Genomic DNA, 14,474 nt, shown 5'->3' with positions numbered 1-14,474 from the left:
GCGCCGCTTTCTCTCCGACGTGCTAGGAGCACGCCTCCGTTTCAGCGGAGCCCCTCCGCCTCGCGGCTGAACCTTTTTGATCAGCCGCTAAAAGGTGCCTGGTGACTTTTTACATCTACAATGCGTCAAAAAGGGAGTCGAAAGACTCCCTTTTTGTTTGCCCGCGCTTTGGTTCCCCTGCCAGACTTAAGTCATAGAAGGGGGATTCTATGAAAAAGTTTTTGATGGCGATCGCTTTGGTTTTGGCTCCGGCATTTGCTTTGGCGGATGTGGCTGTTCAGCCGCTGAATCTTGAAACGAAAGCTCTGGATCAGTATCTTAATTATAACTTCGGGACTTCTTTTGTTCATTCTGCCAGATTTCAGGATTTCATTCTGACGGCCAACGGCCCTGATTCCACATTCATTCGTGGTATCAGTGTTCAGGGTTCTTTCGCATATCGCGTGAACACCAACTGCCCGCAGATCCTTATGCCGGGGCAGCAGTGTGTGATCCGTGTGATTTTCAGCCCCTCCACGACAGGTGGTCACTGGGGTGATGTCACTGTTCACCTACGTGAAAGTAATATCTATATCCGTTTGTTCGGGAACGCCATCCGCTAGGTCGGCGCTTCCGGTCAGCTTGCAACGGGCGAGGGGCTTGTACACTGGGAAGGCCCCTTGCAGTGTTGATTCATACAACACGATTTCCGTGACATGAATTTTGCCGAAACTTTTGCGTTTAAACGGCGAGATCATATCCTTCACACTTCGCGGATTGCGAAGTCTTCCAAAAGTCAGATGCGGTGAAAATGCCCGCTCTTCAATTTGCGGCAGCAGATTTTTTTCCACCAGCTCGCGATCCAGAGCTTCTTTGAATTCATTCAGACTTCTTTTGTTCTGCACACCCAGCCACAGAACCCGGGCGTCGTGTTCGTTTGAAAACGCACCGACATCCTCGATCTTCAGATCAAACGGGGCAAAGTTCTGGCACACGCTGGCCAGCGCTTCGGCAACCTTTTGAACTTCGTCTTCGGGGCGGTCACCTAAAAAAGTAATAGTGACGTGGTAGTTGTCCGTCGGGACCCACTTCACGATTATTTCACGGCGATCAGCATTGATTTTGAGTTTCTTTAAGGTCGGCAGAAAGGTGTCTGCCAAAGGATCGGTAGCGTTGAGAGCAAGGAACAGTCGTCTGGTCATAAAGCCCCCTCATAACTATGATCGCTGTTATGAGGGGGCTTGTCTAATGGATTAAGCTTCTTTTTTCGGGAACATCAGGGAAGCGGCAATAGAGCCACCGATGAACGCGAAAATGATTCCCAAAGAGATGCCAATCGGGAAGTGGCCGCCGAACAACTTGTTCAGCCATACCATCTTCAGGCCGACAAAGATCAGGGTCAGAGCCAGGCCGTACTTCAGCAGGTGGAATTTATCAACCACACCCGCCAGCAGGAAGTACAGGGAACGCAGACCCAGGATCGCAAAGATGTTGGATGTGAACACCAGCAAAGGCTCTTTCGTGATAGCGAAGATCGCCGGCACGGAATCCACCGCAAAGATGATGTCCGTGAACTCCAGGAACACCAGGGCAATAAACAATGGAGTCGCCAGTTTCACGCCGTTTTCTTTGATGAAGAAATGATCTTCATGCATGCGATCCGCAACGCGAATATGCTTTTTAAGCCATTTGATCAGCCAGTTTTGGGACGGGTCGACCTCTTTGTCCGGCTGGAACATCATCTTCACACCAGTGATGATCAGGAATGCACCAAAGATCAGAACCACAGCCTGGTATTGCATCAGGACGGAACCAAGCGCGATGAAGATCGCACGGAAGATCAGGGCGCCCAGGATACCATAGAACAGCACGCGGTGCTGGTACTTGGCCGGGACCGAGAAGAAGCTAAAGACCACGACAAACACGAAAATGTTATCGATGGACAGCGACTTTTCAATCACATAGCCGGTCAGGAACTCCAGCCCCACCTGTTTGGCGATGGCGGGCGTTTCGGGGTAAAGATGCAGGGTGTAGTAGTACAAACCCAGATTGAACAGCATCGCGATGGACACCCAAACAATCGACCAGATCGTGGCTTCCTTGAAACTCACCGTATGTGAGTGTTTATGAAATACGCCCAGATCCAGGGCAAGCATACCTATGACAAAGGCGATGAAACCTGCGTAAAACCACCAGAAGTCAGCAAAAGGGAATAGTAACGTTTCGGACACAGTAAAACCTCCAGAGCGCAGTATAAAGACTTTTGGATGTTTTAAAAATTAGATATTCTTTATTAAGTTATTCGCTAAAAGCAATGAGGTGAAACATGCCCGTTCGTATCGAAAATCAGGTTCAATGGCTGAACTACCATCATCTGCACTATTTCCACGTTATTGCCAAAGAGGGCAGTATCGCCAAGGCCGCTGAAAAGCTGAACATGGGTCAACCGACTCTTAGTATTCAATTAAAGCAGCTGGAAGAGTCGTTGGGGAAGAATCTTTTTGAAAGACGCAAACAACGCCTGTTTTTGACAGAAGCCGGGAAGATTGCCTATGAATACGCCGATCAGGTGTTTCGCCTAGGGGCGGAAATGGTGGAGGTTCTGCAGGACCGTTTGCAGAACAACCGTGTGCACGTACAAATCGGAGCGCTGGACAGTGTACCCAAGCCGATCATTTCAGAAGTGGTGTTGCAGGCCTACAAACAAGGGAACTGTGCGGTTTCAGTTTTGGAAGGTGCCAGCAACGATTTGCTTCGCGAGCTCAGTGCCCATCAGATTGATCTGCTGCTTTCCAATTATCCTCCGAACGTGGACTTCCAGACTGTTTATGCCAAATCCATCGCAAAGCTTGATGTGGTTGTGTGTGCCTCGGCGAAGTACAAACATCTGCGTCGGGATTTTCCGTATTCACTGGAAGGTCAGCCGTTTATTTTCCCGACCATTCACAGTCGTCTGCGCCGTGATCTGGAACATTATTTCTCAATCAATGGCATTCGCGTGGACCGTATCGCAGAAACTCAGGACACCAGTTTGCAAAAGCTGCTGGGGCAAGAGGGTGTAGGGCTGATTCCGATTGTGGAAGTCGCGGCTTCAGATCTGATCCGGGAAAAAAAGCTGGTGGTTTTGGGCACTCTGCCGGGGATCTATGAAGAGATCTGGCTGATGGCGGCCAACCGCAAGATCGATAATCCGATCGCGGCAAAACTGATGAAGGGTTTCACTTTATAAAAGAAAACGGCGGGGAGACCCGCCGTTTGTTTTTTAGTTTGTTAAGTGCAAAGAGCGGAAAGGATCTTAAGGGCTTCCACCGCTTCCGGGACCACACCGCCATCACGGCTGGTGGAGTTTTCAATGTGCACCTTCGTGGAGTTGCAGGACTTTGCCGACACCTGGCGCATGCGGATCAGGGCGACGTAGTTGTCGAACTCAGTCAGACTGCGGTATTCCTCCAGACGAGGATCCGTGTCCGGCGTGGTTTCAATGTCAGGTAATTCAATGGTGTTCAGTCGTGAATACAGGAAGTCCTTATAGGATTCCAGCTGGCGCAAACGCACGGAAGTGTCACCTTCCAGCTGCATGGCATTGATCAGCTCGTCCGTCGCGCGGTACGTTTGCAGATCCTGAAAAGCCATGGCGGAATTGCCGGCAAGAACGAAAGCCAGAATCATCACTAGTTTACGCATGTGCCACCTCCTACTGCGTTTTCGATATTATTCAAAGTTTTTGTGATCTCAGGGAAATAACGGGACGTTTCCTTGCGACGAGCGCTGGATTTATTGGCGCTGGCCGGGAATTTTTGCATGTACTGCTGCATTTGCTGGATGAACTGATCAGCGTTGGTTACGGTTTTGCCTCTGTAGAATGAATTCAACAAAGTTTTTGCCGGTGTCCAGGTGCCAGCCGGGCCCGTGTTATGGGACCAAACCATCAAAGCACGTTTGATTTTGTTCAGGTCAAATTCCGACATGCGGAACTTGTTTTTGTAGTTCTTGTTTTCAAAGATCATGTTGTTCATGTCTGCTTTCACGCCTTTAAGATAAGCGTAAGTGTAGATCATGTTCTTCATCGGGTTGCCGTTTTTCAAAGAGATACGGTCGCAGGACTGGGCCTTTCCAGCGCGCATTGGTTCCATTTTGTCGAGCAATTCCATGGACAGGCGGCCGCACAGCGGGTTCTTGTTGCCTTCCAAAGAGATGCGAACAGCATTCAGTTCGTTGGAGTTCACATCCTGAATTGCAGGGGCGGTGAACTGGCCGATACCACCGGCTCCGGTGCCGCTCATCGCGTTGACGTGGAAGCCGGATTCAATGTTGATCAAAGCATAAACGGCGCGAACATCCAGATTCTGGGTTTCTTCATCCTTGCCCGGAGCAATAAAGTCCTTCATGCAAGAACTGACCAGTTCAAAGCTGTTGTTCACCATCTTGAAGTAATTCTCAGAGATACAAGGTCGGAATGCCTGGCGGGCAGCTCCTGCGGCGTTACACTGACGGAAAGTTTTGCTGCTAACACCAAATTTCGTGTTCATCCCCATCTGAATGCACGAAGCTTTAATGATGGAGTTTGATTTGATCGGAGCACGGATCAGATCACCCAAAAGACTGCTCTGGGATTCCACGGCCGTTTTCATTTCCGCTTCCAGATAGTTGTTCTGGGCATTGCACTGCATGTAGCGCATGTTGCGGATTTCCTCCTGGCAGGTGTCACAGTTGCGATTGGCAACGTTGTCACCCCAGCCAAACAGGCTTTGGAAGCTTTTGGTTTTTTCAATTTTATCCAAGGCGTGCTCAATAATAGGAATCGGCTCAGAAGCTGTTTCGTCTATTTTATTGTTTTCAGTCATGGATTTGGAGGATCCCAGGGTGAATGGCGCGGCCAGACCCTTTTCTTCCTTGGAAGCCAGTTCCATATGGAAGTCCACAGGTTTCATATTCCAGCCCATGCTAAAGCAAAGGGTTAGAAACAGCATTTTGTACAAATGGGGTGTGGTAGCTTTCATGAAGCCTCCTCACGGCCTTAAAGAGCAAGAGGTCTGCCAAGGGGATTCCACAATTATCAAGGACTTGCGGGGGTGATTGCTGTCTCAGAGTGAGACCGGGGGTGTGAAAGGCCTAAACGGTCATCGGGGTGTCAAAAGGCTCTACATGTGAAGGAGGGGCTTTAAAAAAGAAAAAGGCCCCAGGAAAGAGGCCCTTTGTGCAGTCGTCTTTTATGTACTCTTATTTGGTCTTTGCTGTTTGAACCGCAGCCGTCGCATTGCGGTTTTCTTCTTTTTGGTTGGCGTGCAGATTCAGAACCTCGATGCGCAGATCTGCGAACTCTTCGCATGCCGGGATCAGTTCTTTTTCCTGGCAGGAGTTGTACAGCTTTTTGCGCATTCCATCCCAAGTGGCATACCACTCGGAACCTTCATCGAGCTTTTCCTTGTTGACGTAATCCAGAGAGGGAATTTTCTCTTTCAGGGTTAGCAGCTTTTGCAGGTAAAGGTCCTTCTGGTCCTGCTGCAGGTCTGCAAATTCGTCATAAGATGACATATAGAATGGTGGTTCATTCATGTCGATGGATTCCGCGGACCATGAAGTGTTGGACCAGGCAAGAAGGGCCGTGACTGTAAAGAGGGTCCATTTGTTAAGTTTGCTCATTAGCGGGATCCTTTCTTGTAAGACTGATAGGAAGCGATGGAGCGTTTGCTGCTGTAAACGTCCGACAAGATATCTTCCAACATCGCCAGAGAGTTCTGGTAATCATAAGAGTTGCGTCGGACGGTGCTAAAGCTCTTAGTGCAGTCGTTGACATCCGTCATGCGCAAGTCTCTGCTGCCTTTGTATCCAAATACGTTGTCTTTATCATTCAGGCCATAAGAGCCCGTGAACATATCGAAGCGGTTGGGACCTTTGATCGCTCCACCCGTGTCATGCACAATCAGGTACCCAGGATGGATGACCGTTTTTCCATTGGGCATACGAATTCTTTTTCCTTCAAGGGCGGGCATTCTAATAATGTCGCCCATGCTGTAATAGCGTGGGTCTGCAGCTACAGAAAAGAACGGGATCAGGCATTTGCCACTGGCGCCGAAGGCGGTATCACAGGATCCCAGGCTGCGTGTTTTACCTGTATAGGTCAAAAGACGGTTGCCAGACAGAGTGCCAGAACCCTGCATGCGCACTTGTTTCAGGAACTTCTTGCAGGGTTTGGAGCCGGAACAGTAGTCCTTGATATGAGGAACGAAGTAGGTGCTGGTGGTTGCGATGCCGCTTTTGCACAGCTGGGAACTGCTGGCATTGGCCGTCGCCACCATGGCAAAGAGAACAAAGGGTTTATAGAGCCACTTCGGAGTTTTAATATGTTGAATGAGACATTTGAAAGTTTGCATACTGCTTAGTAAAGCAAAATAAGGCCCACTCGTATTGGCTCTGAATTGCAGCTCAGTGGTTGGCGATTGGACAGTGTATGTCAGTCTTTACATATTCTCAGGATGAGATGTTTTGTTCCCGGTAAGGCACGGAACGGCGGGGTTCTATAAAGAACTGACCGCCTGAGTTTCCGCAGCTTCGTAACCGCAGGTGCGGCACTTCATCACGAAGTGGCCCTGGGCATTGGTGTCCAAATAAAGGATTGAATCCGGGCAGTGAGGGCAAGAGCTTGCTGAAACATCCTTGCGCACGATCGGTGCCTGATTCAATTCAAAGACATAGTGAGTGTCGCCTTCAAAGCCTTTGATCACGCGTTCACCGATGTTTTTTACGGCGAAGCCTTCCGACTGCAGAGTCTGGGCGATATCAGAATCAATCAGGATCTGATCAGGTTCAGCCAGGTTCGTCAGACGGGAAGCAAACGGCAGCGGGGCACCGATAGCCGTGTAAGAACGGAAGAATTTTTTATTGCCGTAAAAACCGACGTTGGCGTATCCAGCAGAAATACCGATGCGAATCTGCATTTCTTTTTTCCAGTTCATCAGATAGAACTCGCGGTCCTGGCGAAGGGCTTCGCGCACTTCCAAGGCAGCCAGGCAGGTTCTTTGTGTGTAGTCCCCATAGCGGATCGGATCGTTGGCAAAAGCCAGAATGCCGTCGCCTTGGAATTTGTCGATAGTGATGTCGTATTTCAGGAAGATACTGACGACCGTGTCCATGAATCTTGCCAAAACAAGATCCACCTTGGCCTGATCCAGGCGGACCACGCGTTCAGTAGAACCCACGATATCCACGAAGATGGCGCAAATCTGCGCACGGCGGACGCCTTTTTCAAGATCCACTTTGCCTTCTCGGATGGCTTGCACCACCTGCGGGCTGAATTGGGTGCTTAAAGTGTTCAGGCGGACGGCTTCTTCGGTTTTGGACTTAATGATGTGATCGCGGTTGGCGATTTCGGCCTTCAGGGCCAGACGGCTGTTGATTTCGCGCATGCGCAGCTGTTCGTGGAAGAAACGAATCAGGAAGCAAATCACGATAGAGCCGACAATAAAGAATGAATTCAAGACCACCGGCCACAGATCCGGAGCGGACTGGATTTTCAGAGCGGTGAACAGATAATAGGGCAGATAGATTCCCAAAGCGGTGGCAACAAAGAAGCCCGTGGAAAACGGAATGAACGACAGTCCTCCGATAGCCACCAGATTCAATCCGGCGTAGTAGCCGGTGCCCACGTCAGGAATGAAATAGATCATGATATTGATGGGTAAAGCGATGAGGCCCGCATACAGGGCGGCAAACCACTGCGCGCGGGTAAAGCTTTGTTCCTTGCGCAGTTCGTACTTGGCCAGCATACACAGAGGTATTATGGACAAGCGCAAACCCAGGAACTGCCATTTGAACTGGGGAACGTAAATCAGATCGGCAATCCAGAAAGCCATGAACAAAGGCACGGCCATCCAGTTTGCAATGACTCGCAGGACAGATCTGATTTCTTCAATCACCTCAAACTCGCGCATTTGTGAGGTGGTGATTTCTTTCCCCAGCATTCAGTTCCTCAAAGCTTCCTATTTCTGAATCACAACAAACAGATTCACACCCAGAGGCTCTTTTTCCACCCAGATCTTGGAACCCATGCCTTTGAAAATACGCAACAGGTCTTCTTCAGAGCGGTAAATCAGATGCCAGTCCAGAACCAGTTCCATGAACGGCACACAAGGGTTGTCCTTGCTGAAGTTGCCGATCACGACATGGCCGCCTGGTTTTACAGACGCCAGCATTTTTTGTGCTGCCATTTGCGCCACAGGTTCTGTGAAGTAATCAAACAGGCCGGCAGAATAGATCAGATCGTAATCTGTCTCGGGACAGCCAGCCGCGATCACGTTGCGGATCGCCATATTGTTGAATTTGAATTTAAAGCCGGATTTCACAAAGCGCTCTACTGAGTGCAATTGTCTTTGTGCGTGTTTCAAAGATTCTTCATCCTGATCCAGGCACGTGAATTCAGCCGGGCGGCCATAGTAAGGGGCCGCATTTTGCAGGAAGATCTGCTGTTCCATTGCCGGGCCGCTGGCCACGGAAAGAACCTTCACCGGCGCTGTCGGCGGAGTACGCTCAAACAGCTGGGTGATCTTTTCAAACAGGTACTGACCACGGTTTTTCACCGCCGCACCGGCAGGTTCGTCAATGAAGTATTTGTGCATGCACTGGTCAAACAAAGTTTTCCCAACCAGTTCATCGCGATAAAGGTGATTCATCATTTCATAGTCACCGGCATAGCCGCGTGGTTTGAAATACGCACGATTGGCAAATGGAGCCCCGTAAACCAAGTAACCCACTTGTTCACGGGCAAAGTCCGTGGCCCATTTCATTTGCTCAGGGGTGAAGTTTTTCACAAGTTTCGGAACATCCGCGTATTTCATCGGGATGACCTGGCCCAGATAATCAGACACAGAATCAGCAATCGTCATGCGATAGTCTTGAGCTTCTTTCCAGCTGTCGACCGGGGATTCTTGTTCCAGCTTGTCGATGCGGGATTTCAGTTTTTCCAGCCAGTCTTTCATTTCATAGACAAATGTTTTGAATTCCGCCGGCAGTTGCGCCAGATGCATGGCATATTCAGTCTGCGCGTTGATAACTTCAGAAGACACTTCCAAAGCTTTGATGCGGTCTACTTTCAAAGGTTCGCCCAGAACCTCGAAGCCCACGATCATTTCGCCAGTCACGGACTTGCTGTGGTTTTCAGAGCGTGCCCAGCGCAGGGAAACGTGCTGGGTTTGAATATTTTTGTAAAGAACGTCGGCTTCAAAGTGCGGGTTTTTATCCCACCAGGCTTTCAGGTCCGCGTACTCAGCGCCCGGAACCAAAACTGCACAACCGAAAGCTGAGATATTCAGAACTTCCAGGTTGCGGCCGGGGATATTAAGGAAGCAGGCACCAGGTTCAATATCATTGCGATCCTGACGAATCACTTTTTTACGTGTGTTTTCATCGATCTGGAAAAATTCCTGCTTCATAGCGCCGTTGCCGCTCATGCTGACTCCTCTAAGTTGAATTAACTGATGCAAAACTAAGCAAGGCTCTTATCGTACTTATGGGCTACAAAGAATACGGGACCAAAGCAGGGGGAACGGTCTTATTATACTTTGGTCCAGTTGGTTTTGTTCCTTAAGTAACCGAAAAAGAAAGGGACTAATTAGGAGATTATTTATGAAGAAGCTCGTTTTATTGGGTGCCGCTGCGGCGGTGGGGTTGGTTACGGCCTGCACATCACCATTTAAATCTGAAGTTAAAACCTATCGTCATCCGGCCAGCACGGATGAGCTGATCACTGGCAGCCGCAAGGTTCTGGCCGACATCGGCAATCCTCAGGTGTTTAATGCCAGGACCTGCGCGGGCTTTGTGAACAAGGTCACCGACTATCTATATTATTTGCCGGCAGATCATTTCCTGCCAAAGAATGCCACCGAAGTGGAGCAGTTGAAGTCCGTCGGACCTGAAGTGATTGATACCATCTTCCAGATCCGCGTGGCTTTGCATGATAAATTGCAGGAGTTCGAGTCCCGAAACGAACTGAGCAAAGAATGTATCCTGGAAATGCGTGAAGGCTTCCAGTATGCGCGATTCTCTGAAGAGTACCTGTTGGATTGGCTGTATACGAACAAGGTATTCACCTTTAAAAAGACACCGATCATGGTGAATTCAAAGCCGGACACCTGGACAAATCCAAAATTCTCGGGCTTTGAGCTGAAGAGCGGGGACGTTCTTTTGATCCGTGGTAAGTCCTATGTTTCAGCGATGATTGCCCGTATCTCTGATGAAGAAGGCAACTTCTCGCACTTGGCTGTCGTGGGCGAAGACAAGGCGGGGAAAAAATACATCGTTGAAGCATTGATTCAGTACGGGGTGATTGTGACTCCGCTGGAAAAATGGCGTCAGGCTGAAGATGCGCGTGTGGCGTTGTATCGTCAACCGGATGAGGCCCTTGCAAAGAAAGCCGCGCGCTTTATGTACGACCACGCCAAAGGGGCGTTGGATCGCAAAAAAGGCATTCGCTATGACTTTGCCATGGACGACGATGATTATTCATCCTTGTTCTGCTCTGAAGTTATCCGCATGGCTTACGACAAAGCTTCCGGCGGTCAGTTTATCGTTCCAAAATATCGCAGCACCGTTTCCAAGTTTAAGAACACGGACTATCCACGTTCTTTGGGTGTGACCAAAACTTCCTTGTTCTCGCCTTATGACATCGAAGTGGATCCGCGTTTTGACTTCGTTGCTGAATACCGCTTCATGCCTTTGCTTCGTCAGGTGCGTATGCAGGATGCCGTCATGCAAAGTGTTTATGGCTGGATGATTGATAAGGACTATACGTTCCACTGGGCACCTCAGCACAGTGTGAAGGCTTACTTTGCCAAAATGGTTCGTCAGTTTGGTGTGGCGAAGGATACATTGCCTAAGTACATGCCTGTAGACAGCATTAAAACAAACGTGCAGTTTGAAGCGGTAGCGACCCTGCTTGAGAAGAACATCTATGAAAAAGAGAAAGAGTTTTATCAGAAAAAAGGCTATCTGCCGTCCTTCCAGGACATGCTGGCCATCAACGAAGCATATCGTGTGGCTGATTGTAAAAAGCATCAAGAGTACCGTAAGCAGCCGATGACGGTAGATAATAAGCCACTTCCGGATGAATCAAAGTTCCACTGGTTCTTCTATAATAAGAGCAAAAAGTGTGAATAATTAGGATTTCCATATCAAATGGAAGCGCTAAAAGCCGCCACCTGTCCTAGGTTGCGGCTTTTGGCTTTTTAGGGCTCCATACTGAATCCATAGTGCCTTGATATTCTGTGTTCAAGACGGCGGTGTTCTGTCTGAAAGGAATCAGAGGATATGGAAATCAAAAGACTGTCTCGCAGAGAGCTGATCAAATACGGTGGAATCGCCCTTTTCGGAGCGGCCGCAGGGGGAGTGCTTGCGGGTTGTTCCCAAACGAACTTTTCCAATGCCGTGGCTGATGGCGCAGAGTCTGTCAGTGATGGCAATGGTGGAAGCTGTGCCCAGATTCCTTCAGAAACTGCGGGACCGTATCCAGCCCATGATGACAGCGCCATCAATGTGCTAAGACTGAACGGCATTGTTCGCAGTGATATTCGCAGCAGTCTGAATACGGGTGGTTATACGGGCAGCTCGACAGCCACCGGGGTGCCTTTGACCCTGACGTTGAATTTGCTTGATGTGAACGCGTCCTGTGCGCCTTTGGCGGGGTATGCGATCTATTTGTGGCATTGTGATATCAACGGCAAGTATTCCATGTATTCATCCGGCGTAACCAGTGAAACTTATCTGCGTGGCGTGCAGCAGACCGACAGCAATGGCAGCGTGACGTTTCAGACGATCTTCCCAGGATGCTATGACGGTCGTATGACCCATATTCATTTCGAGATCTATCCCAGCATGGCCGAAGCTGTGGATGACAGTTATATCGTCAGAACTTCACAGCTGACGTTCCCGCTGGCGACGTCCAGCTCCGTGTACAACAATGCTTCGGGGTATTCGGCCAGCAAAACCAATTTCAACAAAATCAGCTTTGCCACGGACAATGTGTTCAGCGACGGGACCGCTTATCAGATGGCCAGCATCCAGTCCGGAAATTATTCTTCCGGCTTTGTTGCCAGTCTGGATGTCGGGATCAAAGCTTAAGGTTTTGCGGATTCAAAATACGATACGATCGGAGAGGTCTTGGTGTTTTTCACCGCCAGGCGAACCCCATCATGTTCAATCTGGGTTTCGGTGCCTTCGCCGTGACCCACTTCAGATTCATCTTTTTGGGCATCTTCGGGCAGCAGGGCCTGCACATCCTTCAAATGCACGTTGCCTTCAGGAATACGGTGATAGAAGGACTGCACTTTGCCGTCTTTGATTTCAATAGTGGTGTCATAGTCCAAGCTGCCGGTTTTATAAAACAGCAGCGTGTCTTTGTTTTCAGTTTTTAACGGCTTACCCAGCAATTTGGTGACTTCAGCTTTGGTGGTTTTGCCGGGGGTTACAGAGGCCAGCTTCTTTGGCAGGTATTTCGCCTTAAAAGTCGCCGCAAAGCCATCAGCCGAAGCGGGCAGGGACAAGGTCAACCCGGCACTTAAGATCACCGCAGAAAGAGTTTTAAGCATTGCAACCTCCTGAAAAAACAAAACCCACAACCAATTAAAGTTGTGGGCTCGTGCTGGCGTCAACGCCTATGTCAATAATGACAACTGGATCTAGACAGAGCGCAGATACACGCGCCATTGTTTCATGCCCATCTGGAATTCCAGTTTGGCAATTTCCATGTCACGGCGAAGTTCTTCCAGTTTGTGATCGTAAGCTTCTTTCAGTTCTTCACGTTTGCGAACAGCATCCAACTTGAACTGTTCATAGTCTTCGCGCAGTTTCTTCATTTTGTTCTGCGCTTCCAGGATCTTTTCTTTCATTTGTGCCAGTTTTTCTTCAGCGAAACCGTGTTTGGTCAGTTCGGCTGCTTCAGCCTGCAGGCGGGCTTTAAGAATCTCAACGTTAGAGATCTGGCGAAGCTTGGTCGCCAGACCCATGGCGCTTAAAGTGCGGATCACCCATTTAGTTGGATCCCAGTGGTACCATTTGATCCCGTTGCGGTAGTCGATCTGGAACTTGTGGTGGAAGTTATGGTAACCCTCACCATGAGTCAGAATCGCCACGAACCAAGAGTCACGGGCAGAGATTTCTTTGGAATAAGTCTGTTTGCCCAAAGTATGGCAAAGAGAGTTGATGAAGAAAGTGGATTGTTGAGTCAAAGCGATGCGCAGGCCACCTGCGATCACCAGACCACCCAACCAAGAGCCCATCGCCCAGCCCACCAGCATCGGGAAGATGAAGCCCGTCAGGATCGCGATTGGAACATAGTGATCGTTTTGGAATTTCACCATCCAGTCTTTCTCAAGATCCGGAGCGTGGATTTTCTGATCTACAGAGTCCTTGAAGAACATCCAGCCCATGTGGGCGTACCAGAAGCCTTCGTTGATGTTGTAAGGATCTTTTTCGCCGTCAATGTGTGTGTGGTGACGACGGTGATCGGAGGACCATTTCAATGCAGAACCCTGGAAAGCGGAAGCACCGACCAAAAGGAACAGAGCTTTTACCAGTGGGTGAGCATCGTAGCTTTTATGAGAGAACAAACGGTGATAACCCGCAGTAATACCCAGATTTGTAGCCGCAGCAAAAATCAAAGCGAAAAGAAGAATGTCCCATTGGAAGCCGAAGTTGTAGAAGTAAATGGGAGCCAGGATGAGAGTGATCAGTGGGTTTAGAACCAAAAATAAAGCCACTGGCCATTCAATACGTTTTTTAGTCATGTGGGCACCTCGTACTGCTAAGTGTATCAGAGGCGCCATAATTTCAATACTTAAATGGAAAAGCCAAGGATAAATTTACCGTAAGTCCCATTCATATTGATGTCTTGAGAGGGTGCGTTACCAGTCGAGTCTGTCGCGTCATTCCATTGGAAATTCTGATATCCGAACTCAGCCCCCAATGAGAAGCCAATCAGCTTTACGCCTGCTTCCAAACCCACCGTGTACGAGCTGGGAGAACCTGCGGAATAATTGGCTTTTTCAACACCAAATTCCGTGACTTTCAGTTTGGTCGAGTGGGACAGGCCGTATGTGAGGATCGGACCAGCATAGATCAGATTATCAATGGGACGCCAATTGAGCAGCAGCGCTGTTCGGCTGAAATTGGCAGTATAGTCCAGTCCGGATTTAGACGTGGAAAATTCCATATTCTCATAACGAATACCAATTCCGGGCAGCAGGGGAATAGGAAGCGTGATAATTCCGTCTGCGCCAAGACCATAAAACGGAGTCACACTGGGAGCAGAGCTCGCACAACCCACGCACAAGGAATTCAAATCCGGATCCGAGTTCAGCATGCCATAAGAAAGGCGAGCTTCGAAAAGATCACGAGCTTGAGCGACCGGAGAAATCAGACAAACAGAAAGACCAAGGATCAAAATTTTAAATAGACGCATAAACGAACTCCCGGAAAACCATTCCATTGTAATGTTCCTTGGCAGG

Annotated in this window: 15 protein-coding genes; 4 read left to right on the top strand and 11 right to left on the bottom strand. The window is 49.2% G+C overall.

The features are described 5' to 3' along the window. The first annotated feature begins 209 nt into the window (after window positions 1-209). Window positions 210-602, top strand: coding sequence for an Ig-like domain-containing protein (locus tag BDT_RS15100; protein ID WP_041577937.1), 393 nt, complete (start codon window positions 210-212; stop codon window positions 600-602). Here BDT_RS15100 and thpR read toward each other — a convergent pair. After that, window positions 552-1,181, bottom strand: coding sequence for an RNA 2',3'-cyclic phosphodiesterase (gene thpR / locus BDT_RS15095; protein WP_051026323.1), 630 nt, complete (start codon window positions 1,179-1,181; stop codon window positions 552-554). The genes BDT_RS15100 and thpR overlap by 51 nt on opposite strands. 51 nt (window positions 1,182-1,232) lie before the next feature. Beyond that, window positions 1,233-2,210 carry a TerC family protein gene (locus BDT_RS15090; RefSeq protein ID WP_080602428.1) on the bottom strand — a complete coding sequence of 326 codons (978 nt, stop codon included), beginning with the start codon at window positions 2,208-2,210 and terminating at the stop codon, window positions 1,233-1,235. A gap of 95 nt (window positions 2,211-2,305) precedes the next feature. Between BDT_RS15090 and BDT_RS15085 the strand changes: the two genes are divergently transcribed. Further along, the gene (locus tag BDT_RS15085; protein WP_015092101.1) at window positions 2,306-3,208 is read left to right on the top strand and encodes a LysR family transcriptional regulator; all 903 of its coding nucleotides are present in this window, start codon (window positions 2,306-2,308) and stop codon (window positions 3,206-3,208) included. Window positions 3,209-3,249: 41 nt separating this feature from the next. On the opposite strand, the gene BDT_RS15080 is transcribed toward BDT_RS15085, so the two are convergent. The 6 genes from BDT_RS15080 to BDT_RS15055 form a co-directional block, all read right to left on the bottom strand. Continuing rightward, window positions 3,250-3,663 carry a hypothetical protein gene (locus tag BDT_RS15080; RefSeq protein ID WP_235046151.1) on the bottom strand — a complete coding sequence of 138 codons (414 nt, stop codon included), beginning with the start codon at window positions 3,661-3,663 and terminating at the stop codon, window positions 3,250-3,252. After that, window positions 3,651-4,979, bottom strand: coding sequence for a transglycosylase SLT domain-containing protein (locus BDT_RS15075; RefSeq protein WP_041577936.1), 1,329 nt, complete (start codon window positions 4,977-4,979; stop codon window positions 3,651-3,653). The genes BDT_RS15080 and BDT_RS15075 overlap by 13 nt, the downstream gene beginning before the upstream one ends. Before the next feature lie 220 nt (window positions 4,980-5,199). Continuing rightward, window positions 5,200-5,622 carry a hypothetical protein gene (locus BDT_RS15070; RefSeq protein ID WP_015092097.1) on the bottom strand — a complete coding sequence of 141 codons (423 nt, stop codon included), beginning with the start codon at window positions 5,620-5,622 and terminating at the stop codon, window positions 5,200-5,202. After that, a complete protein-coding gene (locus tag BDT_RS15065; RefSeq protein ID WP_080602427.1) occupies window positions 5,622-6,353 on the bottom strand; it encodes a 3D domain-containing protein in 732 nt (243 codons plus the stop codon). Before BDT_RS15065 ends, BDT_RS15070 begins: the two co-directional genes overlap by 1 nt. 144 nt (window positions 6,354-6,497) lie before the next feature. Beyond that, window positions 6,498-7,940 carry an adenylate/guanylate cyclase domain-containing protein gene (locus BDT_RS15060; protein ID WP_015092095.1) on the bottom strand — a complete coding sequence of 481 codons (1,443 nt, stop codon included), beginning with the start codon at window positions 7,938-7,940 and terminating at the stop codon, window positions 6,498-6,500. Window positions 7,941-7,958: 18 nt separating this feature from the next. Beyond that, window positions 7,959-9,425 carry a class I SAM-dependent methyltransferase gene (locus BDT_RS15055; RefSeq protein WP_015092094.1) on the bottom strand — a complete coding sequence of 489 codons (1,467 nt, stop codon included), beginning with the start codon at window positions 9,423-9,425 and terminating at the stop codon, window positions 7,959-7,961. A gap of 175 nt (window positions 9,426-9,600) precedes the next feature. On the opposite strand from BDT_RS15055, the gene BDT_RS15050 reads away from it, so the two are divergent. Then, entirely contained in the window at window positions 9,601-11,130 is a 1,530-nt protein-coding gene (locus tag BDT_RS15050; protein ID WP_015092093.1) for a YiiX/YebB-like N1pC/P60 family cysteine hydrolase, read from the top strand. Window positions 11,131-11,280: 150 nt separating this feature from the next. Beyond that, window positions 11,281-12,090, top strand: a complete 810-nt coding sequence (locus BDT_RS15045) for a dioxygenase family protein (RefSeq protein ID WP_015092092.1) — start codon at window positions 11,281-11,283, stop codon at window positions 12,088-12,090. On the opposite strand, the gene BDT_RS15040 is transcribed toward BDT_RS15045, so the two are convergent. From BDT_RS15040 to BDT_RS15030, 3 genes are all read right to left on the bottom strand, one after another. Continuing rightward, window positions 12,087-12,557, bottom strand: coding sequence for a hypothetical protein (locus BDT_RS15040; protein ID WP_015092091.1), 471 nt, complete (start codon window positions 12,555-12,557; stop codon window positions 12,087-12,089). The genes BDT_RS15045 and BDT_RS15040 overlap by 4 nt on opposite strands. 90 nt (window positions 12,558-12,647) lie before the next feature. Further along, window positions 12,648-13,754, bottom strand: a complete 1,107-nt coding sequence (locus tag BDT_RS15035; RefSeq protein WP_015092090.1) for a fatty acid desaturase — start codon at window positions 13,752-13,754, stop codon at window positions 12,648-12,650. Between the two features lie 50 nt (window positions 13,755-13,804). Further along, a complete protein-coding gene (locus BDT_RS15030) occupies window positions 13,805-14,428 on the bottom strand; it encodes a hypothetical protein (RefSeq protein ID WP_015092089.1) in 624 nt (207 codons plus the stop codon). Window positions 14,429-14,474 lie beyond the last annotated feature (46 nt).

It is taken from the genome of Bdellovibrio bacteriovorus str. Tiberius, assembly GCF_000317895.1.
Taxonomy (GTDB): Bacteria; Bdellovibrionota; Bdellovibrionia; order Bdellovibrionales; family Bdellovibrionaceae; genus Bdellovibrio; species Bdellovibrio bacteriovorus_F.
The sequence above is the reverse complement of the archived record's forward strand: the minus strand, read 5'-3'. Positions and strand labels throughout refer to the sequence as shown.